The sequence below is a fragment of the Pseudomonas sp. LBUM1645 genome, from assembly GCF_059716185.1.
On the sequence record NZ_CP166811.1, the window covers coordinates 44,298 to 67,488 of the forward strand.

21 protein-coding genes are annotated in these 23,191 nt (G+C 59.0%); 9 read left to right on the top strand and 12 right to left on the bottom strand.

Annotated features, from left to right (window positions below; translation table 11 throughout):
- Nucleotides 1–312: 312 nt before the first annotated feature.
- Entirely contained in the window at nucleotides 313–477 is a 165-nt protein-coding gene (locus ACA079_RS00205; protein WP_003177151.1) for a DUF1328 domain-containing protein, read from the bottom strand.
- Nucleotides 478–558: 81 nt separating this feature from the next.
- Nucleotides 559–846: a hypothetical protein gene (locus tag ACA079_RS00210; RefSeq protein WP_415772455.1), complete on the bottom strand. Its 288-nt coding sequence runs from the start codon at nucleotides 844–846 to the stop codon at nucleotides 559–561.
- Between the two features lie 433 nt (nucleotides 847–1,279).
- On the opposite strand from ACA079_RS00210, the gene algB reads away from it, so the two are divergent.
- On the top strand, nucleotides 1,280–2,626 hold the full coding sequence (algB, locus tag ACA079_RS00215) for a sigma-54-dependent response regulator transcription factor AlgB (RefSeq protein WP_415772457.1): 1,347 nt from the start codon (nucleotides 1,280–1,282) through the stop codon (nucleotides 2,624–2,626).
- Between the two features lie 10 nt (nucleotides 2,627–2,636).
- Nucleotides 2,637–4,427, top strand: coding sequence for an ATP-binding protein (locus ACA079_RS00220; protein WP_497702192.1), 1,791 nt, complete (start codon nucleotides 2,637–2,639; stop codon nucleotides 4,425–4,427).
- A gap of 12 nt (nucleotides 4,428–4,439) precedes the next feature.
- Here ACA079_RS00220 and ACA079_RS00225 read toward each other — a convergent pair whose 3' ends face one another.
- The 7 genes from ACA079_RS00225 to ACA079_RS00255 form a co-directional block, all read right to left on the bottom strand.
- Nucleotides 4,440–6,053, bottom strand: a complete 1,614-nt coding sequence (locus ACA079_RS00225) for an EAL domain-containing protein (RefSeq protein ID WP_056738443.1) — start codon at nucleotides 6,051–6,053, stop codon at nucleotides 4,440–4,442.
- Between the two features lie 75 nt (nucleotides 6,054–6,128).
- Nucleotides 6,129–6,908, bottom strand: a complete 780-nt coding sequence (locus ACA079_RS00230; RefSeq protein WP_497702193.1) for an N-acetylmuramoyl-L-alanine amidase — start codon at nucleotides 6,906–6,908, stop codon at nucleotides 6,129–6,131.
- 103 nt (nucleotides 6,909–7,011) lie between these two features.
- Nucleotides 7,012–9,084 carry a GGDEF domain-containing protein gene (locus ACA079_RS00235; RefSeq protein ID WP_497702194.1) on the bottom strand — a complete coding sequence of 691 codons (2,073 nt, stop codon included), beginning with the start codon at nucleotides 9,082–9,084 and terminating at the stop codon, nucleotides 7,012–7,014.
- Nucleotides 9,081–9,959: an endonuclease/exonuclease/phosphatase family protein gene (locus tag ACA079_RS00240; protein WP_497702195.1), complete on the bottom strand. Its 879-nt coding sequence runs from the start codon at nucleotides 9,957–9,959 to the stop codon at nucleotides 9,081–9,083. Before ACA079_RS00240 ends, ACA079_RS00235 begins: the two co-directional genes overlap by 4 nt.
- A gap of 14 nt (nucleotides 9,960–9,973) precedes the next feature.
- Nucleotides 9,974–10,615, bottom strand: coding sequence for a thiol:disulfide interchange protein DsbA/DsbL (locus ACA079_RS00245; protein WP_497702196.1), 642 nt, complete (start codon nucleotides 10,613–10,615; stop codon nucleotides 9,974–9,976).
- Between the two features lie 200 nt (nucleotides 10,616–10,815).
- The gene (locus ACA079_RS00250; RefSeq protein WP_008156009.1) at nucleotides 10,816–11,427 is read right to left on the bottom strand and encodes a c-type cytochrome; all 612 of its coding nucleotides are present in this window, start codon (nucleotides 11,425–11,427) and stop codon (nucleotides 10,816–10,818) included.
- A gap of 46 nt (nucleotides 11,428–11,473) precedes the next feature.
- Complete coding sequence (locus tag ACA079_RS00255) at nucleotides 11,474–11,764, bottom strand: c-type cytochrome (RefSeq protein ID WP_129439668.1); 291 nt, start codon at nucleotides 11,762–11,764, stop codon at nucleotides 11,474–11,476.
- A gap of 191 nt (nucleotides 11,765–11,955) precedes the next feature.
- Here ACA079_RS00255 and yihA point away from each other — a divergent pair, with 191 nt between their 5' ends.
- Complete coding sequence (gene yihA, locus ACA079_RS00260) at nucleotides 11,956–12,600, top strand: ribosome biogenesis GTP-binding protein YihA/YsxC (RefSeq protein WP_046055303.1); 645 nt, start codon at nucleotides 11,956–11,958, stop codon at nucleotides 12,598–12,600.
- 287 nt (nucleotides 12,601–12,887) lie between these two features.
- Here the strand turns inward: yihA and polA are convergent, their stop codons facing one another.
- A complete protein-coding gene (polA, locus tag ACA079_RS00265; RefSeq protein ID WP_497702197.1) occupies nucleotides 12,888–15,659 on the bottom strand; it encodes a DNA polymerase I in 2,772 nt (923 codons plus the stop codon).
- A 74-nt stretch (nucleotides 15,660–15,733) separates the two neighbouring features.
- Between polA and ACA079_RS00270 the strand changes: the two genes are divergently transcribed.
- Nucleotides 15,734–16,024, top strand: coding sequence for a DUF2782 domain-containing protein (locus ACA079_RS00270; RefSeq protein ID WP_046055305.1), 291 nt, complete (start codon nucleotides 15,734–15,736; stop codon nucleotides 16,022–16,024).
- A gap of 58 nt (nucleotides 16,025–16,082) precedes the next feature.
- Entirely contained in the window at nucleotides 16,083–17,033 is a 951-nt protein-coding gene (locus tag ACA079_RS00275; protein WP_497702198.1) for a homoserine kinase, read from the top strand.
- Between the two features lie 80 nt (nucleotides 17,034–17,113).
- Here the strand turns inward: ACA079_RS00275 and znuA are convergent, their stop codons facing one another.
- Nucleotides 17,114–18,034, bottom strand: a complete 921-nt coding sequence (znuA, locus tag ACA079_RS00280) for a zinc ABC transporter substrate-binding protein ZnuA (protein WP_497702199.1) — start codon at nucleotides 18,032–18,034, stop codon at nucleotides 17,114–17,116.
- Between the two features lie 66 nt (nucleotides 18,035–18,100).
- On the opposite strand from znuA, the gene zur reads away from it, so the two are divergent.
- Genes zur through ACA079_RS00300 form a run of 4 tightly spaced genes read left to right on the top strand, consistent with a single transcriptional unit; the run spans nucleotide 18,101 to nucleotide 20,903 of the window.
- Nucleotides 18,101–18,583 (top strand): zinc uptake transcriptional repressor Zur, encoded by a 483-nt coding sequence (zur, locus tag ACA079_RS00285; RefSeq protein ID WP_033059798.1) that lies wholly within the window; start codon nucleotides 18,101–18,103, stop codon nucleotides 18,581–18,583.
- Entirely contained in the window at nucleotides 18,583–19,368 is a 786-nt protein-coding gene (gene znuC / locus ACA079_RS00290) for a zinc ABC transporter ATP-binding protein ZnuC (RefSeq protein ID WP_497702200.1), read from the top strand. The genes zur and znuC overlap by 1 nt, the downstream gene beginning before the upstream one ends.
- Entirely contained in the window at nucleotides 19,361–20,149 is a 789-nt protein-coding gene (gene znuB / locus ACA079_RS00295; RefSeq protein WP_497702201.1) for a zinc ABC transporter permease subunit ZnuB, read from the top strand. The genes znuC and znuB overlap by 8 nt, the downstream gene beginning before the upstream one ends.
- A 37-nt stretch (nucleotides 20,150–20,186) precedes the next feature.
- Complete coding sequence (locus ACA079_RS00300; RefSeq protein WP_497702202.1) at nucleotides 20,187–20,903, top strand: PA5502 family lipoprotein; 717 nt, start codon at nucleotides 20,187–20,189, stop codon at nucleotides 20,901–20,903.
- A gap of 119 nt (nucleotides 20,904–21,022) precedes the next feature.
- On the opposite strand, the gene katE is transcribed toward ACA079_RS00300, so the two are convergent.
- Nucleotides 21,023–23,161 carry a catalase HPII gene (katE, locus tag ACA079_RS00305; protein ID WP_497702203.1) on the bottom strand — a complete coding sequence of 713 codons (2,139 nt, stop codon included), beginning with the start codon at nucleotides 23,159–23,161 and terminating at the stop codon, nucleotides 21,023–21,025.
- Nucleotides 23,162–23,191: the final 30 nt, after the last annotated feature.

Here is a 23,191-nt window from a genome sequence, read left to right on the forward strand (position 1 = left end):
CAATGTTTTGCGCTGAGGAAGCTCTTCGCAAGTCCGTCGATCCATGAGTGACCGGCGAACTTGCGTCGCAGCTTCTGCCTGACCCGGCCCTTGCGCAGGTACTCCCTGTACCCGTAGGTCACTCCGCCCCTGAAACAGGCAGAACGTCCCGGCCCCTTGATCATGCGACTACCGTCCTCGGGTAGCGCAGTGGAAAGAAGCCATGCTGCTTCTTTCATGTTACGAATTCAGTACCGGTGTGGATCTTTCTTCCATGGCACGGCCGCCCAGACGCAGGGCGGCTGCCAGTGTCTTTAACAAAAACGCGCATATTCACCCTCGACCGCGACGGCCAAAGAAGAAGGAAGCAATGAACATCACCAGGAACACGACAAAGAGAATCTTGGCGATACCCGTGGCGGTGCCCGCGATACCACCGAAGCCCAGTACCGCAGCGATGATGGCAATGATCAAGAATGTGATTGCCCAGCTCAACATGGTGATTCTCCTTACGCTTCTATTTAGAGGTGTTGCTTGTGGTGCTATTCCCGGCGCATCGAACGCGCCAAGTTCATGTGTCTAGAACACCCAACGTTCCTGGCGAGGCATCTCATCCACAGGCTGAGCCTGGTCGACGTCCATCATTCGCATTGGGGGGCTGTCAGCCTGGTTACTGCTGGCCGCACTGAAATGGGTTTGGGTCGGGTGCTGAATCGACAAGCGTGGCGCTTCTTGCTGCTGGCTCTGCTCCCAACGCTGAAACTGCTGGCCGCCGATCAAGGTGATTAATAGCGCCAGAACAGCAAACAGACCTTGCTGGATATGCAGTGGCGAGATACGCAACTGGGCGGCACGTTGGCGACTCATCCTGAAGCTCCTCCCACAATGTGGTGATCTTGTTGGGGCGACGTCTAAATGCCCTGGTTACTCAGACCATTGCAGTCTGCATGCCAGCTTTTCATGATAATAAAAACCAACAAAATCAATCGGTTATGAATGATGTCGAATTCGGATCGGACGCATCCTGCACGATGGTCCTTTTGAGGTCGTGCGTAATGCACGATGGGTTCGTAGGAACTTTCAATATTTTTGAATTGCGAGGAGGGCGTGGATGTCACAAGGGGACACCGGTAATCGCCTGAGCACCGGCTATCTGATAAAAAAACAACAAAATCAGGCGATTAGCCGTAGGGTGCGGAGAGAGCTACGCTGCTGTGGCTGGAATCGACCAGAATCAACCATGCAACTTGCCCGATTTTTCCGGGACTAACCAAGATCATTCATTAAGGAGCGTAGGAAAATGGAATCAGCCACTGAGCATCAAGGCCGCATTCTGCTGGTGGACGATGAGTCCGCCATCCTGCGTACTTTCCGTTATTGCCTCGAAGATGAAGGCTACAGCGTCGCTACTGCCAACAGCGCCGCCCAGGCTGATGCACTGCTTCAGCGCCAAGTCTTCGACCTGTGCTTCCTCGACCTGCGTCTGGGTGAAGACAATGGCCTCGATGTGCTGGCCCAAATGCGCATTCAGGCGCCGTGGATGAGGGTGGTGATCGTCACCGCTCATTCGGCCGTGGATACTGCCGTGGATGCCATTCAGGCCGGTGCCGCCGACTATCTGGTCAAGCCTTGCAGCCCCGACCAATTGCGCCTGGCCACCGCCAAGCAACTGGAAGTGCGGCAACTGTCGGCACGTCTGGAAGCCCTTGAAGGCGAAGTGCGCAAACCCAAGGATGGCCTGGACTCTCACAGCCCGGCGATGAAAGTCGTGCTCGAAACCGCCCGCCAGGTGGCCAACACCGATGCCAATATTTTGATTCTCGGCGAGTCAGGTACCGGTAAAGGCGAGCTGTCCCAGGCCATTCACGGCTGGAGCAAACGCGCGAAGAAATCCTGCATCACGATCAACTGCCCGTCCCTGACCGCCGAACTCATGGAAAGCGAGCTCTTCGGCCACAGCCGTGGCGCGTTCACCGGGGCCAGCGAAAGTACTTTGGGTCGTGTCAATCAGGCCGACGGTGGGACGCTGTTTCTTGACGAGATCGGCGATTTTCCGTTGGTTTTGCAGCCTAAACTGCTGCGTTTCATCCAGGATAAAGAATACGAACGGGTGGGCGACCCGGTCACCCGCCGCGCCGATGTGCGCATCCTCGCGGCCACTAACCAGAACCTCGAAGACATGGTGCGCGACGGCCGTTTCCGTGAAGATTTGCTCTACCGCCTGAACGTGATCACCCTGCATCTGCCACCACTGCGCGAACGCAGGGAAGATATTCTGACCCTGGCCGATCGTTTTCTGGCCCGTTTCGTCAAGGAATACGCGCGTCCGGCTCGGGGCTTCAGTGACGAAGCCCGTGAAGCGCTGCTCGGCTACCGCTGGCCGGGGAATATTCGCGAACTGCGCAACGTTGTGGAGCGGGCAAGCATCATTTGTCCACAGGAACGGGTCGAGATCAGTCACTTGGGCATGGCTGAAACCCCGGTCAACAACGCACCTCGCATCGGCGCTGCGCTGAGTCTGGATGAATTGGAAAAAGCCCACATCGGAGCGGTCCTCGCCACTGCAGATACGCTGGACCAGGCCGCCAAGACCCTGGGGATCGATGCCTCGACGTTGTACCGAAAACGCAAGCAGTACAACCTGTGAGCAGTCTCCGATGAGACTGGCGATGAAGTTGCGCACGCGGCTGTTCCTGAGTATTTCCGCGCTGATCACCGTGGCGCTGCTTGGGCTGTTGCTCGGGCTGGTCAGCGTGATGCAGATGGCGAGTTCCCAGGAAGCGCTGATTCGCAATAATTTCGTCACGCTCGACCTGGGACTGAAATTGCGTCAGACCTTGGGCGATCAGCTGATGATCATGCTCAGCGAGAAGCCGGATCCTGCAGCGTTCGAGGCGTCCAAGCAGCATTATTTTCAGTTGCTTGATGAAGGCATTGTCCATGCCCAGGCTGGTGATGAGCGCCAGCATGGTTTCGAACAGGCCAAGACTGACTACCTGAGCTTTCTACAGGCGTACGACCTGTCACATGACTCGACGCAGGTGTTGAGTGGCAACAAGGAACTCACCGAAAAATTCAATGCGCTGCGCAATGGTTTGATCGTCGAGCAACAGCGTGCGCTGGATAACATCAATGCCACCGAACGGCAGACTCGGGAGAGGGCGCTGTTGGTTGCCGGCCTGCTCGGGCTGGTGGGGCTGGCGGTGCTGATCATCGGCTTCGTCACCGCCCACGCTATCGCTCGACGTTTTGGTGAACCGATCGAGGCCCTGGCCCAGGCGGCGGACAACATCGGCCAAGGCAATTTCGAAGTGACGCTACCGATTTCCTCGGCCGTGGAAATGAACCAGCTGACCAAGCGCTTCGGGATCATGGCCGAGGCCCTGCGTGAGCATCAGGCCACCAATGTCGATGAACTGCTCGCAGGCCAGCAGCGTTTGCAGGCCGTGCTCGACAGCATCGACGATGGGCTGTTGATGATTGATCGCGATGGTCATTTGGAACACCTCAACCCAGTGGCGCAGCGTCAGTTGGGTTGGGACAGTGATCGTCTCGGTCAAGGTCTGGGTACGGCGCTTGAGCGTCCCGAACTCGATGATCAGCTGCAACTGGTGCTGCGCGGCGGCACCCTGGAGCGGGCGCCTGAGGACCTGAGTATCGAGGTCGACGGTGAGTCGCGGTTGCTGACCTTTAGCCTGACGCCGGTCAGCCATACACAGGGTCATATTCTCGGCGCCGTGATGGTGCTGCATGACGTCACCGAACAGCGGGCGTTTGAGCGGGTGCGCAGCGAGTTCGTGCTGCGCGCCTCTCATGAATTGCGAACGCCGGTTACCGGGATGCACATGGCGTTCGGCCTGTTTCGCGAGCGCGCGCACTTTGCCAAGGACTCGCGTGAAGCTGATCTGCTGGACACCGTGAATGAAGAGATGCAGCGCTTGATGCAGTTGATCAACGACCTGCTGAACTTCTCCCGCTACCAGAACGGATTGCAGAAACTCACGTTGGCGCCGTGCTCCATCGAGGATTTGCTGGAGCAGGCCCGGGAACGTTTTGCCGGCCCATCAGAAGAGCAGGGCATCGACCTGCTGGTGGAAGTGCAAGGGCCATTGCCGCGATTGCAGGCCGATCAGCCGCAGCTGGACCGGGTGCTCGATAACCTGATCGACAACGCGTTGCGCCACACCGCTTCCGGCGGGCATATACGTTTGCAGGCTCGACGCCATGGGGAGCGAGTGATTATCAGCGTCGAGGACAACGGCGAAGGCATTGCCTATGGCCAGCAGGGGCGGATTTTCGAACCCTTTGTACAGGTGGGTCGCAAGAAGGGCGGTGCCGGGCTCGGTCTGGCGCTGTGCAAGGAAATCGTGCAGTTGCACGGCGGTCGGATGGGTGTTTATTCGCGGCCAGGGCAGGGCACTCAGTTCTATATGGCGTTGTCGGTATAAGCCGCAGCCGCTTCAGGCTTCGTCATCGAGACGTCGGGCAGCCAATCGGCGACCACGGGTAATCAGCTCGATGAACTGCACCGCACTCAACGCATGGGCAAATAGCCAACCCTGACCGAACTTCACGCCCTCACTGCTCAGAAGCGCCGCCTGGGATTCAAGTTCGATGCCTTCGGCAATCACCTTGAGTTGCAGGGCCTGGGCCATGTGAATGATATGGGGGGCGACACCGCTACTTGCAGCGTCATGACCCAGCGCATCGATAAACGCCTTGTCGATCTTCAGGCAATCGACTGGCAGGGTTTGCAGATAGGCGAGGCTGCAATAGCCGGTGCCAAAGTCATCAATCAGCACTTGATGCCCGACATCCCGCAAGGCTTGCAGGTTTTCCCGGGCTACCACGACATCGATCAATCCCCGCTCGGTGACCTCAAAGGCAATTTGCTTTGCCGCGACGCGGTGCAAGGTCAGCAGTCGCGCCATTACCTGACCGATACGCGGCACCATGACGTCGCAGGCCGCCAGGTTGACCGAGATGTACAGTTGCGGATTGGCCCGCAACAATTGACCCAGCTGCTCAAGCAGGCGTTGCAGGACGAAGTCGGTCATCTGGCGAATCTGGCCGGTGTTCTCCGCCATCGGAATAAACAGGTCGGGGCTGGTCAGGGTGCCATCCGGCCTTCGCCAGCGCAGCAAGGCTTCTGCCCCGACACAGTTACGGCTGTCGAGGTCGAAGATCGGTTGATACAGCACCTGCAATTCGCCTCGTCGTATGGCGCCACTCAGTTCGGCGTCCAGCGACTGTCGCTGGCGCACCAGCAAAAGCACCAGAAAACCCACGCATAAGGCGAGTGCCAGGCTGGCCGGCAGCAACCACCACCAGACTGCGGGCACATGCATGCCGGTGCGCGGGCTGATCAGCACCAATTGGTATTCCGGATTGTTGGTGGGCATGCGGTAAATCAAGCGGGAATGCGTCACTTGTAGCGCGTCGAGGCTTTTCGGGGGCCAGGGTTCGGTGGGTGGCCAGGCCTGCGAGACACCCAATACCGGAATCGCGCGCGTACCGTGGTCGAGCACCACCAGCAGACTGCTTCCCGGTGGCAAGTCGACCATGTCGGTCAAATGCCCGCGAGACGTCGCGACACGAAAATTGCCGCGCCCGAGCATCAGCGCGGCACGGTTTTCATCGGGTTCGGTGGTGGTGTTCAGCCAGTAGCTGTAGGTCGGCCCCTTGATGTCTGGCGGCCTTATCATCGACAGCCCTTCCTGGCGGGGGCGGTTGGAACAGATCCGCGAGGCGTCCATATAAGCGGCTTCGTAAACGAAACGGTAATTGAAGCTGACCTGTTGCAAGGTCGCGATCATTTCGTCATCGCAGCCGCGTAACGGCTGGGCTTCCAGGTCGTCGAGGCTTTCACGCAACTGCCCGAAAAGTTGCTCCAGGCGAGCAAGGAAGCGCTCGCCCTGGGCATTCATTTCTTCACTTTCGCTCTGCTCGACTTGATGCATGGCCACGAACAGGCTGCCGGCCATCAGGAGTGTCGCGCTCAAGGCAGCAGCCAGTATCGCCAAAAACCAAGGGCGAAAGAACCAACTACGTAGTGTCTCTCGAGCAGCAGGCATAGGGAATATCCGAAGAATTACCAATGAGTTATAGCTGCTGCTTGGAAAAAAGCCCTGACCGTCGGGCGGGCGTCATTATTTTGTCTGGTTCAAGACTTGTAGAAGCGCCGCGGTTTGCGCATCCGGGGTGCCATCGAAACGTGACGGTCGGAAGTGCATCTGGAAGGCCGCAACCACATGACGTGTCGCAACATCCAGTTCGCCGGTTTGCGGCGTGGGATAACCCGCGCGGGCCAGCTGTGCCTGAAACCAGCTGATGGTTGGCAGCTGTACTTCGAACTTTACTTGCTGACGCGTTACGGCCTGCTCGTTCGGCCAGATTCCCAGGCCTTCGGCAGCCAGGCGTTTCCAGGGAAACATCGGCCCCGGATCCAGCTTGCGCAGCGGTGCGATGTCGCTATGGCCGATGATGTTGTGGGGGCTGATGGAGTACCGCTTGCTGATGTCTTTGAGCAGGATGATCAAGGACTGGACCTGGGCTTCGCTATAGGGGTACCAGAGACGCCCTGTCGGGATGACTTTGAAGCCCGGATTGACGATTTCGATGCCGATGGAGCTGGAGTTCAACCAGGTCCGACCTTCCCATTCGCTTTCCCCGGCATGCCAGGACCGCAGATTTTCATCCATCAGCTTATAGATAGTGGCGTTTTTGTCGTCGCCAATCAGATAGTGGCTGCTGACCTCGCCGTGGGTCAGCAGTTGCAACGAGCGCTCCAGTGACGCGGAGGTGTAGTGCACCACCACGAACTGAATGCGGCTGTCGTAATTGGCTGAAGGGTGACTAGTGTCAAACCGGGGGCCGCTGGCACAACCGGCCAACAGAATCAGCGACACGATGAGAGCTAAGTATTTCATGGCAGATGGCAATACACGCAAGGCAGTAATGCAACAGTGTAACGTACTGCCTTGCGCGCAGAAGGCCAACGCGAAGTTTTAAACAAAATGGAACAATTGACCGTCAGCCCAGTGCCACTTGGTTGCGGCCGGCATGTTTCGCCCGATATAGAGCCTGATCGGCTCTTTTAAGGACAAGATCGCTATGTTCGCCGGGTTTGAATGCAGTCAGGCCCATGGAAATGGTGATGGTTACTGGCTCACCCTTGAAGTGGAAAGGGCAGGCTTCGATCGAGGCGCGCAGCTTTTCCAGCAGTTTTGCACCAGCAGTTGGCACTGTGTCTGGCATCAGCAGGACAAACTCCTCACCGCCGAACCGGGCAATGAAATCCGTCCCGCGCAGGCGCTTGCTTAGCACGCTGGCGATGATTTTCAGTACTTTGTCGCCCGCCAGGTGACCATAGTTATCGTTAATGCGTTTGAAATGGTCGAGGTCGAGCATTGCCAGCAACAGGGTGTTGCCGTGTTGCTGCCATTGGTTGATTTCGTGATCCAGCCGTTCGCTCCAGGCTGCCCGGTTAGGCAGACCGGTCAGCGGGTCGATCAACGCCTTCTGACGCTGTTCTTCAAGATGCTCGCGGTAGCCAAGGGCTTCCTGCTCCATGTGCGCAACGCGTTCGGCCAGGCCATGGAGGCGGGCTGCGACTTCCTGCTCGCGCTCGTTACGCTGCTTCTGGTGCTGGTCCATGGTGCCGAGCAGGCCTTCCAGATGGTTTTCCAGGACGTGCTTGAGATCGTCCAGGTCGGCGGCTTCCTGCATGCTGCTCTGCAAGCCGTCGACCTGCTCGCGGATCTGTGTGTCCATCTCGCGTGCGGCGGAACGGTTGTCGGCATGGCCTTCGCTGGCGGCTTGCAAGTTGCTTTGGAACGACTCGAGGCGTTCGTTTAGCTGTTGCAAGTAGGCTTCGAACTCATGCTGGCCACTGTCGGTGATTGCCAGCATCAAGGTTGCCAGATCGTCGAGGATTGGCAGCAGTTCGTACCAATTCAAACCGTTTTGCAGACGATCACGCATCGCTTCGGCTTGCGGCCGATGACGCTCGGGCAGCGTCAGGTCGTCGAGCAGGCCCAGTAACGTGTCTTCGATGTGCTTGGCCACCGAGCTGTAGGACGGCTCGGGTGAGTCCGGCAGGGCGTAGAGAACATCCTGCTCGGATTGTTCAGTGTCTACGGCGGCCAACACCTCGGCCATGGCCGGGGGCAACGGCAGGCTGTCGAGATAGACCACCGGGGTCAGTTCGTCGGGATTGATTGCCGGTTGAGCCTGTATTTCTGGCTCGATGATTGATGGAGCGGGTTCTTCTGGATGTTCTATGTCCGGTTGCGTCTCTGGAGTCTGGGCGGGTGCTTGCTCCGGCTCAAGCACCGGCGGGACAAACGCTACAACTGCAGGAGAAGGCGCTGCTGCGGACGGAGCCTCGATCGTCGGTGGCTCGGATGCAGTAGCGGGCGCGGCAACGTGTGCGACCGCCACTTGCGGCTTATCGATCTCTGGCGCGAGATTGACAGTTACCTGTGGTGTCTCGGCATGAGGCACAGCAACCGCTTCGGCTGGCTGCGGGGCGGGCGTCGGGAAGGTGCCGGAGGCAACCTGTAATGCCGTTTCATCCGTTTCACGGCTGCCAAACAGTCGCTGCAGCAAACCAGGGCGGCCGGGTTCTGCCGCGTTTTCAAGCTGATTCAGGGCTTTGCCTTGTAAGCCGCTCAGTTCGCTGAGCAGCAGCGGAATTTCGCGCGCCTGCCCGACTCTTGCATCCAGATGCTTGGCGAAGTTTTTCAGCGGCCGGCTTACTTCGCGGGGCAGCGGTAATGTTTGCAGTTGCGAGACCAGCGCGGTCAATGCAGCGCTGGTCTGATTAACCCGGGTTTCCCGGCGTTGTTCGGAGTCGAGTACAGCTTTTTCCAGCCGCGGAAGCAGGGCGGCCAGGCCGGCGTCCATGTCGTCGGAGCGCACGACTTCACGCATTTCCTTCATGCATTGGTCAACAACGCGGTCGGTGCCCTCGGCTGCCAGCGTGCTGCGCACCAGGCCACGACGCAGCAGGTCGAGCCGGGCGTCCCATCGACGTTCGAGCTTTTCCTGTTGTTCGATGCTTTTGAGGTATTTCTCTTTCCAGCGCTGTGCTTCGTCGCTCATTCATGGGATCCGCGAGGGGCAGGACTCAACGCGGGCAATGCATCAGCCGTGAGCGAACCCGGCAGACGAATCTCTACCGCGACCGGCAGGTGATCGGAAATGGGTTGTGCCAGCACCTCGACCTTTTCAAGGGTCAGGGTGGGGCTCAGCAGAATATGGTCTAGACAGCGCTGCGGGCGCCAGCTAGGGAACGTCGCTTCCAGTTGCGGCGCGAGCAGGCCGAGGTCACGCAACGGGGAGTTTTGCAGCAAGTCACTGGCATGGGTATTCATGTCGCCCATCAGCACCTGGTGTTTATAGCCGCCGATCAACTCGCGGATGTAAGCCAGTTGCATGGTACGGGCGCGAGCGCCCAGCGCCAGGTGCATCATGACCACCACCAGCGCCTCAGGACCTTCGCCAAAGCGCACCAGAATCGCCCCGCGACCCTTGGGCCCCGGTAGCGGATGATCTTCGATCGCCCACGGGCGCAGGCGGCTGAGCACACCATTGCTGTGCTGGCCGAGGCGTCCGAGATTGCGATTGAGTTGTTGATACCAGTAGGGGAATGCGCCGAGCTGGGCCAGGTGTTCGACCTGGTTGACGTAGCCTGATCGCAGGCTGCCGCCATCGGCTTCCTGCAAGGCGACCAGATCGAAGTCGCCCAGCAGATTACCGATCTTTTGCAGATTGTCGGCACGCCCGGTGTGCGGCAACAGATGCTGCCAGCCCCGGGTCAGGTAGTGATGATAGCGCTCGGTACTGATGCCGACCTGGATATTGAAACTGAGCAAGCGCAGACGGCTGTCCGCGGGCAACCCCGTCGATTCCAGGTGATGTTCGTTGACCCGCGGATCATGCAGGCCAACGACGCGTTCAGTACCCCAGCGGCGCATGGCGGGGCCCGCGCTTAGTTGGCAGCAGCCTTGTTAGCCGCTCGCTCTTGGTCGACCAGTTTGTCGGCCAGTTGCAGCGCTTGTTGGGCGCCGCCGGCAGAGCCCACGTCAAAGCGATACTTGCCGTTGACGATCAAGGTCGGTACGCCGGAGATTTCATACTTCTTCGCAAGCTCTTTGGCCTGGGCGACTTTGCCTTTGATGGCGAAGGAGTTGAAGGTGGCCAGGAACTTGTCTTTGTCGACGCCTTGGGTAGCCAGGAATTCTGCCATCTCTTCTGGAGTGGTCAGTTTTTTATGTTCTTTCTGGATAGCTTCGAAAACCGCCGTGTGAACCTTGTGCTCAACGCCCATGGCTTCAAGGGTCAGGAACATTTGGCCGTGTGCGTCCCATGGGCCGCCGAACATGGCAGGAATGCGCACGAAGTTCACATCGGAAGGCAATTTCTCAACCCAAGGATTGATCACCGGCTCAAACGAGTAGCAGTGCGGGCAGCCGTACCAGAACAGCTCCACCACTTCGATCTTGCCAGGCACGGCAACCGGAACCTGATTGGTCAGTTCAACATAAGGGGCGGCAGGTGCTTCGGCGGCTTGGGCAGTCATGCCGAACAGGCTGGCAGCGACGAGTGCGGCGCTGATGATCAGATTACGCATGCTTTACTCCTGGACAATTTTGGTCGCCTCGCGCGACCTGTTTTCAGACAGGTCCTGGCGGGCTTGAGTTCTGTAGTGTAACGGCAGCGGCCACAAAAAAGGGCGGCCTAAGCCACCCTTTTTATACTTGCTGCGACGGATTAATAGAGCGTTAACGTTGCAGGAGATGTAAACCTCGCGCGACGCCCGATTCGCCGGCCTTAGTGCAGACCTTGAATGTAGCTGGACACCGCTGCGATATCTTCGTCGCTCAGCTTTTTGGAGATGCTCTGCATCGGCTTGGTGTCGCCATCGTTGGTGCGGCCGGCTTCTTCCTTGCGGAAGTCGGTCAGTTGCTTGGCGATGTATTGAGCGTGCTGGCCGCCCAGGTGTGGGAAGCCGGCGGCTGCGTTACCCGCACCATTTGGCGAGTGGCAACCAGTGCAGGCTGGCAGACCCTTGGCCAGATCGCCGCCGCGGAACAGTGCTTCACCGCGAGAAACGACTTTCGGGTCGGCGGCGCCAACGCTGCCTTTCTGACTGGCGAAGTAGGCGGCGATATCGGCCAGGTCCTGATCGCTCAGGTTGGTCAGCAGGCCGGTCATTTCCAGTACCGTGCGTTTGCCGGACTTGATGTCGTGTAGCTGCTTGTTCAGATAACGCTCGCCCTGGCCTGCCAGTTTCGGAAAGTTAGGCGCCATACTGTTGCCATCCGGGCCATGACAGGCGCCACATACTGCGGCTTTCGCCTGACCAGCAGTCGCATCACCTGCAGCATGGGCAATGCCGGAGATCCCCACGGTCAACAGCAGACTCACGATCAATTTGTTCATCAGCTAATCCAACTACGGCTAAGGGTTAAAGAGTTATGGACCGGGATCACTCGCTCATCCACTGGATGATTGCTTGGTAATCCTCGGCACTGCAGTCCATGCACAAACCACGCGGCGGCATCGCTTTGAAACCCTGGGTCACGTGTTGCACCAGCGTCTCCATACCTTTCGCCAACCTCGGCGTCCAAGCATCCTGATCGCCCTTTTTGGGCGCCATGGGTAGTTGGCCGGAATGACAGGCACCACAAACACGGTTGTACACAGCTTCCGGATCCTGTGTAGCCTGAGCGCTGTAAAGCGGCATCAAGACACCGGCAGCTAGCAGCCATTTCGTCATAAAACGACCTTTTCAGGGTTGAGAGCGTTCTGCGTTCTAGTGCGCAATCAAGGTCAATGGCTCTCGTGAACTTCATCCTACGCTGGGACAAAGCGCACACAAAATCTGCGGCATTATATACTGGCGTCACTGAAACGGAAACGACACTGCTCGCCGCGTCCATTCCCGGCGCCGCCCACATCGGAAATCCCATGCAACTCAAGAACCCCATCCTCGGCCTGTGCCAACAGTCCACCTTCATGCTCAGCGCTGCCAAAGTCGATCAATGTCCCGACGACGAAGGCTTTGAAGTGGCCTTCGCCGGGCGTTCCAACGCCGGCAAGTCCAGTGCGCTGAACACCCTGACGCACGCCAGCCTTGCGCGGACCTCGAAAACTCCGGGTCGCACGCAGCTCTTGAACTTCTTCAAGCTAGACGATGATCGTCGTCTGGTCGACCTGCCGGGGTACGGTTACGCGAAAGTACCTATCCCGTTGAAGCTGCACTGGCAGCGTCACCTGGAAGCCTATCTGGGTGGTCGGGAGAGTTTGAAGGGTCTGATTTTGATGATGGACATCCGTCATCCAATGACCGACTTCGACCTGCTGATGCTCGACTGGGCTGTCGCCAGCGGCATGCCGATGCACATTTTGCTGACCAAAGCCGACAAGCTGACCTACGGCGCGGCGAAAAACGTCCTGCTCAAAGTTCAGACAGACATCCGCAAGGGTTGGGGTGATGCGATCAGCATCCAGCTGTTCTCGGCGCCAAAACGCATGGGGCTGGAAGACGCCTACACTGTACTGGCAGGCTGGATGGAACTCGCGGACAAGGGCTCGGAGATTGCCGAGCAATAAATCGCGGGCAAAAAAAACCCCGGACTTCTTATGGGGAGGGGGAAGTTCCGGGGTTCAAGTTCCGGACCGCTAGGGCGGGGTCCAGATATCTGCCAACACTTAACACAACATTAGGAGCATCGAAGGGCTTCACCACCCATTCAGTAACTCTGAGTGGCGATTCGGGAGATTAGTTCAGAATTTTTTAAAAAGCCTTTGGAATAGGCCATCTAATTTTCCGAACTAAGCGCCCTTCGGTCGTTCTGCCGCGGCACTATGCCGCAGCGGAAAACGCCTTTTCAGACGGCTCAGTGAGCCTCATCCCAGTTATTTCCTACACCAACCTCTACCAACAGCGGCACATCAAGCTTCGCTGCATCGCTCATGTGCACGCGAATTTCATCGCGGACCTGATCGACCAAATCCTCACGCACTTCCAGCACCAATTCATCGTGCACCTGCAGGATGACTTTGGCGTCGAGGCCTGATGCTGTCAGCCAGCTATCCACGGCAATCATGGCTTTCTTGATGATGTCCGCCGCGGTGCCTTGCATCGGGGCGTTGATCGCCGTGCGTTCGGCACCTTTGCGCAGGGCCGGGTTTTTCGCGTTGATTTCTGGCAGGTACAAGCGACGACCGAAGATGGTTTCAACGAAACCTTGTTCGGCGGCCTGGGCACGGGTGCGCTCCATGTACTCGAGCACGCCTGGGTAACGGGCGAAGTAACGGTCGATGTAGGCCTGGGATTGCTTGCGATCAACACCAATCTGTTTGGCCAGGCCAAACGCGCTCATGCCGTAGATCAAGCCGAAGTTGATCGCCTTGGCACTACGACGCTGATCAGTGGTGACCTCCGCCAGTTCAACGCCGAAAACTTCGGCGGCGGTGGCCTTGTGCACGTCCAGATCGTTGCGGAAGGCGTGCAGCAAACCTTCGTCCTTGGCCAGGTGAGCCATGATTCGCAGTTCGATTTGCGAATAGTCCGCTGCCAGCAGCTTGTAGCCTTTGGGTGCGACGAACGCCTGACGAATCCGACGACCTTCGGCAGTGCGGATCGGAATGTTCTGCAGGTTTGGATCGCTGGACGACAAACGTCCGGTTGCCGCTACGGCTTGGTGGTAAGAGGTGTGAATCCGTCCGGTGCGCGGGTTGATCTGCTCTGGCAGGCGATCGGTGTAGGTACTTTTCAGCTTGCTCATCGAGCGGTACTGCATCAGCACTTTGGGCAGCGGGAAATCCTGTTCGGCCAGTTCCGCCAGCACGGCTTCGGCGGTGGATGCCTGGCCCTTGGCGGTTTTGCTGAGGATTGGCAGGCCGAGTTTTTCGTACAGGATCACGCCCAATTGCTTCGGCGAACCGAGGTTGAATTCTTCCCCGGCAATGGCGAACGCCTCGCGCTCGAGGGCGACCATTTTCTCGCCCAGCTCAACGCTCTGAATGCCCAGCAGGTTGGCATCGACCAGCGCGCCTTGGCGTTCAATCCGTGCCAGCACCGGCACCAACGGCATTTCGATTTCGCTCAGGACCTTGCTCAGGCTCGGGATAGCGTTGAGTTTTTCCTGCAGGGTTTGATGCAGGCGCAGCGTTACGTCGGCGTCTTCGGCAGCGTAAGGCCCGGCCAGTTCCAGGGAGATCTGGTCAAAGGTCAGTTGCTTGGCGCCTTTGCCGGCGATGTCCTGAAAACTGGTAGTGGTGTGATTCAGGTACTTGAGCGCCAGGCTGTCCATGTCGTGACGGGTCGCGGTGGAGTCCAGCACGTAGGATTCGAGCATCGTATCGAAAGCGACGCCTTGGACGGTGATGCCGCAGCTCTGATCGCCACCGATGGCGCAGTTGGCCAGGATGTTCATGTCGAACTTGGCGTGCTGGCCAACCTTGAGTTTGCTCGGGTCTTCCAAAATCGGCTTCAGCGCGCGCAGCACGGTGTCGCGATCGAGCTGATCCGGCACGCCCATGTAGGAATGGGTCAGCGGGATGTAGGCCGCTTCGTTGGCTTGTACAGCGAAAGACAGGCCCACCAATTGCGCCTGCTGCGCATCGATGCCGGTGGTTTCGGTGTCGAAGGCAATCAGTTTGGCGTCGTTGAGCTTCTTCAGCCACAGGTCGAAATCAGCCTGGGTGAGGATCGTGGTGTACTTGAGTTCGGTATCGACGGCCGCTTCTTCAGCCACCGGAGCGGCGACTTCCTGGCCGGAACGCTTGGCGTCGCGCTGGTTGTCTTCGAACCAGCTCTTGAACTCCAGCAGGGTATAGAGCTCGGCGAGTTTGTCGTGATCCGGCTTGCCCATTTGCAGGTCGTCGAGGCCGATATCCAGCGGCACGTCGATCTTGATGGTCGCCAGTTGATAGGAGAGAAACGCCATCTCCTTGTGCTCTTCGAGCTTGGCCGGCAGGGTTTTTGCCCCGCGAATCGGCAGGGTCGGGACGATGTCGAGTTGCGCATAGAGCTCGGTCAGGCCGCCGTTCACGCCGACCAACAGGCCGGAAGCGGTCTTCGGGCCAATGCCCGGAACGCCCGGAATGTTGTCGGAAGAATCGCCCATGAGTGCCAGGTAATCGATGATCTGCTCGGGAGCGACGCCGAATTTCTCCTTCACGCCTTCCACGTCCAGTGCGCTACCGGTCATGGTATTGACCAAGGTAATGTGGCCGTCGACCAGCTGCGCCATGTCCTTGTCGCCGGTGGAGATCACCACCGGGCGGTCGGCCGCCGCACTGCTGCGGGCCAGCGTGCCGATCACGTCATCGGCTTCGACGCCTTCGACGCACAACAGCGGAAAGCCCAGGGCGATCACGCTCTGGTGCAGCGGCTCGATTTGCACGCGCATGTCGTCGGGCATGCTCGGACGGTTGGCTTTGTATTCGGCGTACATGTCATCGCGAAAAGTCCCACCCTTGGCGTCGAACACCACGGCGAACGGACTGTCCGGGTACTGCTTGCGCAGACTCTTGAGCATGTTCAGCACGCCTTTGACCGCACCGGTCGGCAAACCTTTGGAAGTGGTCAGCGGCGGGAGGGCGTGAAAGGCGCGGTACAGGTAAGAAGAACCGTCCACCAGGACGAGGGGGGCTTGGCTCATGAGCAGGATCAACCTTTTCGGCGGGTCCGGCGCTAGAATAGCGGGACCGTTGACGACAAAGGGACAAGGTTATCATGCGCACACTAAATCGCCTGTTGCTGGCTGGGTTGTTTGCATCCGTTCCGTTGGCCGTCATGGCGGCGGACGATGCACCGACACCGGAGCCGGAAGTTACGATCCGCACGGAAGGGGACAAAACCATCCAGGAATACCGTCAAAACGGTTTCCTGTATGCGATCAAGGTCACACCGAAAGGCGCACCACCGTATTTTCTGGTGCGCGCGGACGGGACAGATGCAAACTTCATCCGCTCGGATCAGCCGGATATGCTGATTCCGTCGTGGAAGATCTTTGAGTGGAAGTAGTTTCTTAATTTCAATCGGCGCTGGCTCAAGCAGCGGCGCCCGTACTGGCAGTTCAAACATGTCTGTGTTCACCCCGCTGGCTCGGCCCGAGCTGGAAACCTTTCTCGCCCCTTACGGGCTCGGCCGCCTGCTTGATTTCCAGGGGATTGCCGCCGGTAGCGAAAACACCAATTTTTTCATCAGCCTGGAGCAGGGCGAATTTGTCCTGACCCTGGTTGAGCGTGGTCCGGTTCAGGAAATGCCGTTCTTCATTGAACTGCTCGACGTGCTGCATGACGCCGACCTGCCAGTGCCTTATGCCTTGCGCACCACCGACGGCGTCGCCTTGCGCGAACTCGCCGGCAAACCTGCGTTGTTGCAGCCACGTCTGGCTGGCAAGCACATCAAGGAAGCCAATGCGCAGCATTGCGCTCAGGTGGGCGAGTTGCTCGGCCATCTGCATCTGGCGACCCAGGCCAACATGATCAAGCGCAAGACCGATCGCGGCCTGGACTGGATGCTGGAAGAGGGCACGCAGTTGCTGTCGCACCTCAATGCCGAGCAAAGCGATCTGCTGCAACGGGCGCTGGACGAAATCACACAGCAGAAGACGAAAATTCTGGCGCTGCCGCGAGCCAATATCCACGCCGACCTGTTCCGCGATAACGCGATGTTCGAAGGCACGCACCTGACCGGGTTGATCGACTTCTACAACGCGTGTTCGGGGCCGATGCTCTACGACGTGGCGATCGCCTTGAACGACTGGTGTTCGGACGAGAGCGGGTTGATCGACGGGCCGCGGGCGAGGGCGTTGCTCGGTGCTTATGCAGCGCTGCGACCGTTCACGGCGGCCGAGGCGGAGTTGTGGCCGACCATGCTGCGCGTGGCGTGTGTGCGGTTCTGGTTATCGCGGTTGATCGCCGCCGAGTCGTTTGCCGGGCAGGATGTGTTGATTCACGATCCGATGGAGTTTCAGCAGCGTCTGGCGCAGCGGCAGAAGGTCAGCACTCATTTGCCTTTCGCGCTTTAAAGTCAAAAGATCGCAGCCTTCGGCAGCTCCTACACCGATCTTTGTAGGAGCTGCCGAAGGCTGCGATCTTTTTTATGGGGTTACAACGACTCCAGACACCCCGCCAAATCATTCCCCAACTTCTCCAGCACCTGCTCATACCCCTGAGCGGTCGCTGGCGTGTACCCGCCCAGCGCGTCCAGTTCCGCCAGCTTCACCGGCAGACCCGCCACCAGGGTTTCCGCCAGGCGCGGACGCAGAGGCGGTTCGCTGAACACGCAGGTTTTGCCGACTTCCTGCAATCGAGTGCGCATCGCCGCGACGTGCTGGGCGCCGGGTTGGACCTCGGCAGCGACGCTGAATACGCCGGTGTGCTTGAGGCCGTAGGCGTCTTCAAAGTAGTCGAAGGCCTCGTGGAATACGAAGTACGGTTTGCCCGCGATGCCAGCCAGACGCGCCTTCAAGCGAAGATCCATGGCATCCAGACGCTCATCGAACGCCTTGAGGTTGCTTTGATAACGCGCGGCATTGGCCGGATCGGCTGCGCTCAGGTCTGCGGCCATTTTTGTGGCGATGACACGGGCGTTGACCGGCGAAAGCCACAAGTGCGCGTCCAGGCTGCCTGGACGGTGATCGTGGTCATGCTCGTCGGCTTCTTCGGCGTGGGAGTGGCTATCTTCGGCGAAATGTCGCAGTTTCAGGCCCGGTAAATCCTGCACGGCGACGCTGGGCAGCGTACGACCATTCAGCACGCGGGGCAGGAAACCTTCCATGCTCGGACCGATCCAGTAAACCAGATCCACCGATTGCACCTTCCGTACGTCGGATGGGCGCAAGGCATAGTTATGAGGCGAGGCGCCGGGCGGCAGCAAGACTTCCGGAATCGCCACACCGTCCTGCACCGCAGCGGCGATCAGCTGCAGAGGCTTGATACTGGTGAGAACTTTGACTTCGGCGTGAGCTGAGCTGATCAGCAGAAAACTTGCGATAAATGCGACAAAGATAGAAAAAAGTCGGGACACGATGACCACTCGAAGAGGCGAGAACGGGTAACATAATAACGTCTCTCACAAAACTCGTCGCCGCTCATGCCTAAAACACCGATTGCCAGCCGTCCCCACGACCACTCTCATTGCGTCCATAGCGCATTGTCTGAGGCCGATGCTTTGTGCGCACGTCAAGGCCTGCGCCTGACCGCCTTGCGCCGGCGGGTGCTGGAACTGGTCTGGCAAAGCCACAAGCCGTTGGGTGCCTACGACATTCTCGCGGTACTCAGCGAGCAGGACGGCCGCCGTGCGGCGCCGCCGACCGTATACCGTGCGCTGGACTTCCTGCTGGAAAACGGCCTCGTCCACCGCATCTCCTCGCTGAACGCCTTCGTCGGCTGCAATCACCCGGGGCACGCCCACCAGGGCCAGTTCCTGATTTGCCGCGAATGCCACGCCGCCATCGAGCTCGAACAGAAATCCATCAGCGACGCGATCATCAGTAGCGCCAAGGATGTCGGATTTGTCGTCGAGGGCCAGACCGTTGAAGTGGTCGGCCTCTGCTCGGGTTGCCAGGGGGTTTGATGAGCAACGCGCTGATCCGCCTCGAGAAGGTTGCCGTCACCTTTGCCGGGCAAAACGTGCTGGATAACATCGAGCTGAGCGTCGAGCCCGGACAGATCGTCACCCTGATCGGCCCTAACGGCGCCGGCAAGACCACGCTGGTGCGCGCTGTACTCGGTCTGTTGAAACCGGACAGCGGCAGCGTGTGGCGCAAGCCGAAACTGCGGGTCGGTTACATGCCGCAAAAACTTCACGTCGATCCGACGTTGCCGCTGTCAGTGCTGCGCTTCTTGCGTCTGGTGCCGGGCGTGGACCGCGCCACGGCCTTGGCGGCACTCAAGGAAGTCGGCGCCGAACAGGTGATCGACAGCCCGGTGCAAAGTGTTTCCGGAGGCGAAATGCAGCGCGTGCTGCTGGCCCGGGCATTGCTGCGCGAGCCGGAACTGCTGGTGCTCGACGAACCTGTGCAAGGCGTCGATGTGGCCGGTCAGGCTGAGCTCTACAGCTTGATCACACGATTGCGCGACCGCCACGGCTGCGGCGTGTTGATGGTGTCCCACGATCTGCACCTGGTGATGAGCACCACCGACCAAGTGGTCTGCCTCAACCGTCACGTCTGCTGCTCCGGGCATCCCGAGCAAGTCAGCGGTGATCCGGCTTTCGTCGAGCTGTTCGGAAAGAACGCACAAAGCCTGGCGATTTATCACCACCATCACGACCACGCCCATGACTTGCATGGCTCGGTGGTCAGCGCCGCCCCGTCGGCCCCTACCCACGTTCACGGAGATAGCTGCAAGCATGGCTGATTTTCTGCTCTACGCCCTGCTTGCAGGTCTGGCCCTGGCGTTGGTCGCGGGCCCGCTGGGTTCGTTCGTGGTCTGGCGGCGCATGGCTTATTTCGGCGACACCCTTTCCCATGCCGCGCTGCTCGGCGTGGCGCTGGGTTTTCTGCTGGATGTCAGCCCGACTGTTGCGGTCACCGTAGGCTGCCTGCTGTTGGCGGTGTTGCTGGTGACTTTGCAACAGCGCCAACCGCTGGCGTCCGACACGCTTTTGGGAATTCTCGCACCGAGCACGCTCTCTTTGGGTTTGGTCGTACTAAGCTTCATGCACGAAGTGCGGATCGACCTGATGGCTTATCTGTTCGGCGACTTGCTGGCGATCAGCCCGACCGATCTGGCCTGGATACTCGGCGGCAGCGCGGCTGTTCTGGCCTTGCTGGTGACGTTGTGGCGGCCATTGCTGGCAATCACGGTGCATGAAGAACTGGCCAAGGTTGAAGGTCTGCCGGTGGCGGCGTTGCGCTTGACCCTGATGTTGTTGATCGCTGTGGTGATCGCGGTGGCGATGAAAATCGTCGGTGTGTTGCTGATTACGTCCTTGCTGATCATCCCGGCGGCTGCGGCACAACGTCACGCCCGGTCACCGGAGCAGATGGCACTGGGCGCGAGCCTGCTGGGTATGCTCGCGGTCTGTGGCGGGCTGGCGCTGTCATGGTTCAAGGACACCCCGGCGGGCCCATCGATTGTTGTGGCGGCCGCCGCGCTGTTTCTGCTGAGTTTTGTCCTGCCCCGTCGAGGGGTGTAGACTTGCTCGTTTTTTGCGCAAATAGAGAGTCGCAGGAATGAAGCTGTTAGCCTCCCGTTATCTGCTCCTTGTTGCATTTTCGCTGCTACTGGGCGCTTGTCAAAGCACGCCACCGGCGGCCACCGAGGCTACCGGTTCACGGGCCACGGCCATCGCACAGCTGCAACAAAGCCTGGCCAGCAGCGAACTGGCGACTGCCGAAGATCAGCTGGCTGCCTTGCAGGCCGAGTCGCCGAATGATCAATCCCTTGAGCAATACCAGCGGCAACTGGCCGAAGCCTATCTGCGCCGCAGTCAGATCGTGCTGCAAAAGGGTGATGTGAATGCGGCTGCCACGGCGCTGAGTCGCGCCCGGTCGTTGATGCCCAAGGCTCCGGCGCTGACTGGCGGGGTCAACAATGCCATCGTTGATGCCCGCAAAGCTGAACTGGATAGAGCCGAAGCTGCGCTCATGGCTGCCGAAGCCAAGCCACAGGCCAAGGTCATTGATCCAACGGCTGAAAGCACTACGGTTGCGTTGAACCTGACGGATATGACCAAGCTTCGTCGTCAACTGGATGCGATCGCCGCCGATGTGGTGAATTACCAGTGCGACGTGAGTATTCAGGCGCCACGCACCCAGGACTTCCCGTGGTTGACCACGTTGCTGACCAAACGCGTGAAGAAGCTCGATTCGGATTTTGACCTGAACCTGGAGAAGCAGATTCTGCGCAACGTGCCGGCGCAGATGGTTTTGAGTCCGCGTAAACCCTAAAAGCATCGCGAGCAAGCTCGCTCCTACAGGTTCGGTGTCGTTCGTTGATTATGTGAACGACTCAATACCTGTAGGAGCATGGCTTGCCCGCGATGGCGTCCTCTCTATCTACACAAACCTTAAGCCGGAATCGCCTTGGCCTTAGGCTCCCTGTCCCACACCCGATGCTGCCCGATCGCGGCAAAAAACGGCTTGATCAACTTCGCATCCGCCCCCACGATCAACCCCGCATCAGCCTCCAGCTTCAACACATCCAGCAACTGTTTGGCCTCGCCCTGCAGCGCAATCGCCTTCAAGTGCTTGTACGCCTCCAGCACGTAATGCAGCGCCACGCCGTCAGTGCTCAACGCCTTGATCGACGCCGCGCCACCGGGCACAAACACCGCGTCGAACGCCACCGAAGGCAAGCCTTCCATCGACGCATCGACCGGCAGTGCCTTGCCATCGGCGGTGGTCACCGGAGCAGAAGTCGGGCCGAGCAGTTTGGCGTGCGCACCTTCTGCCTTCAGCGCTTTCTTCATGGCATCAATCGCTGCACCATCGACGCCATTGGCTGCCAGGATTGCCACTTTGCGGGTTTTGATATCCGCCGGCAGCAAGTTGGCCTGGCTCAGGGCCGGCGAGCGATCCGGTGAGGTTTTGCGTACTTCGACCGTCCCGGCTTTGGGCGCGGGCAACCCCAGGTTCTGCGCCACACGCTTGGCCAGTTCAAGATCGATATTGGCCAGAATCTCATTCACCTGGCGCGCGCGGATGAACTCCCGCTCAACCTTGCCCAACTCGAAGCTGTAAGCCGAGATGATGTGCTCCTGCTCGTGCTTGCTCATGCTGTGGAAAAACAGCCGCGCTTGGGAGAAGTGGTCGCTGAATGATTCGCTGCGCTGACGGATCTTGTTGGCGTCGATGCGTTCTGGGTAACTTTCGAAACCGCCATCTTGTGCTGCCGGCGGTGTTTCTTTCGGCCAACCGCTATCAATGGAGTTCGGCTCGTAGGACGCACGGCCCTTGTCGATGGTGGTGCGATGCAACGCGTCCCGTTGACCATTGTGGAACGGTGCCACCGGGCGGTTGATCGGAATCTCGTGAAAGTTCGGCCCACCGAGTCGGCTGATCTGCGTATCGGTGTAGGAAAACAGCCGACCTTGCAGCAATGGATCGTTGGAAAAGTCGATCCCCGGCACGATATGCCCAGGGCAGAAGGCAACCTGTTCGGTTTCGGCGAAGAAGTTGTCGGGGTTACGGTTGAGGGTCATCTTGCCCAACGGGGTGATCGGCACCAGTTCTTCCGGAATCAGCTTGGTCGGGTCGAGGATGTCGAAGTCGAATTTATGTTCGTTTTCCTCCTCGATGATCTGTACGCCCAGTTCCCATTGCGGGTAATCGCCCATCTCGATCGACTCCCAGAGATCGCGACGGTGGTAATCCGTGTCTTTACCGGCGAGTTTCTGCGCTTCATCCCACACCAGCGAACAGGTCCCGGCAGTGGGGCGCCAGTGGAATTTGACGAAGCGCGATTTACCTTCGGCATTGATCAGGCGGAAGGTGTGCACACCGAAGCCTTGCATGCTGCGCAGACTTTTCGGGATCGCCCGGTCGGACATGGTCCAGATCACCATGTGCGCCGACTCCGGTACCAGAGAGACAAAATCCCAAAAGGTATCGTGAGCTGAACCGCCGGTGGGCATCTCATTGTGCGGCTCGGGTTTCACCGCGTGCACGAAGTCAGGGAACTTGATCGCATCCTGAATGAAAAACACCGGCATGTTGTTGCCCACCAGGTCGAAGTTGCCTTCGTCGGTGAAAAACTTCACCGCGAAACCTCGTACGTCCCGCACGGTATCGCCCGACCCGCGAGGGCCCTGCACCGTGGAGAAACGGACGAAGACCGGGGTTTTTTGGCTTGGGTCTTGTAGGAACCCGGCCTTGGTCAGCACGGAATGGGTTTCATAGCTCTGGAAGTAGCCGTGAGCACCGGTGCCGCGGGCGTGGACGATACGCTCGGGAATGCGTTCATGGTCAAAGTGCGTGATCTTTTCACGCATGATGAAATCTTCCAGCAACGATGGCCCGCGGGCGCCGACCTTCAGCGTGTTCTGGTTGTCCGAGACTTTCACACCCTGATTGGTACGCAGGGCCTGTTCAGTGGCGTCGGAGCGAAACTGTTCCAGGCTGTCGAGCTTGGCATTGGTGTTACCGCGGTCCGGGGTATCGGTCCCGGCCAGTGCGCTTTTGGTTGCGGCAGGTTTTTTAGTACTCATCAGACAAAACTCCTCGTTGCGATTCCCGCC

Coding starts and splice junctions, on each gene's coding strand:
- ACA079_RS00205 (WP_003177151.1), bottom strand. CDS start 477: ATGTTGAGCTGGGCAATCACATTCTTGATCATTGCCATCATCGCTGCG.
- ACA079_RS00210 (WP_415772455.1), bottom strand. CDS start 846: ATGAGTCGCCAACGTGCCGCCCAGTTGCGTATCTCGCCACTGCATATC.
- algB (WP_415772457.1), top strand. CDS start 1,280: ATGGAATCAGCCACTGAGCATCAAGGCCGCATTCTGCTGGTGGACGAT.
- ACA079_RS00220 (WP_497702192.1), top strand. CDS start 2,637: ATGAGACTGGCGATGAAGTTGCGCACGCGGCTGTTCCTGAGTATTTCC.
- ACA079_RS00225 (WP_056738443.1), bottom strand. CDS start 6,053: ATGCCTGCTGCTCGAGAGACACTACGTAGTTGGTTCTTTCGCCCTTGG.
- ACA079_RS00230 (WP_497702193.1), bottom strand. CDS start 6,908: ATGAAATACTTAGCTCTCATCGTGTCGCTGATTCTGTTGGCCGGTTGT.
- ACA079_RS00235 (WP_497702194.1), bottom strand. CDS start 9,084: ATGAGCGACGAAGCACAGCGCTGGAAAGAGAAATACCTCAAAAGCATC.
- ACA079_RS00240 (WP_497702195.1), bottom strand. CDS start 9,959: ATGCGCCGCTGGGGTACTGAACGCGTCGTTGGCCTGCATGATCCGCGG.
- ACA079_RS00245 (WP_497702196.1), bottom strand. CDS start 10,615: ATGCGTAATCTGATCATCAGCGCCGCACTCGTCGCTGCCAGCCTGTTC.
- ACA079_RS00250 (WP_008156009.1), bottom strand. CDS start 11,427: ATGAACAAATTGATCGTGAGTCTGCTGTTGACCGTGGGGATCTCCGGC.
- ACA079_RS00255 (WP_129439668.1), bottom strand. CDS start 11,764: ATGACGAAATGGCTGCTAGCTGCCGGTGTCTTGATGCCGCTTTACAGC.
- yihA (WP_046055303.1), top strand. CDS start 11,956: ATGCAACTCAAGAACCCCATCCTCGGCCTGTGCCAACAGTCCACCTTC.
- polA (WP_497702197.1), bottom strand. CDS start 15,659: ATGAGCCAAGCCCCCCTCGTCCTGGTGGACGGTTCTTCTTACCTGTAC.
- ACA079_RS00270 (WP_046055305.1), top strand. CDS start 15,734: ATGCGCACACTAAATCGCCTGTTGCTGGCTGGGTTGTTTGCATCCGTT.
- ACA079_RS00275 (WP_497702198.1), top strand. CDS start 16,083: ATGTCTGTGTTCACCCCGCTGGCTCGGCCCGAGCTGGAAACCTTTCTC.
- zur (WP_033059798.1), top strand. CDS start 18,101: ATGCCTAAAACACCGATTGCCAGCCGTCCCCACGACCACTCTCATTGC.
- znuC (WP_497702200.1), top strand. CDS start 18,583: ATGAGCAACGCGCTGATCCGCCTCGAGAAGGTTGCCGTCACCTTTGCC.
- znuB (WP_497702201.1), top strand. CDS start 19,361: ATGGCTGATTTTCTGCTCTACGCCCTGCTTGCAGGTCTGGCCCTGGCG.
- ACA079_RS00300 (WP_497702202.1), top strand. CDS start 20,187: ATGAAGCTGTTAGCCTCCCGTTATCTGCTCCTTGTTGCATTTTCGCTG.
- katE (WP_497702203.1), bottom strand. CDS start 23,161: ATGAGTACTAAAAAACCTGCCGCAACCAAAAGCGCACTGGCCGGGACC.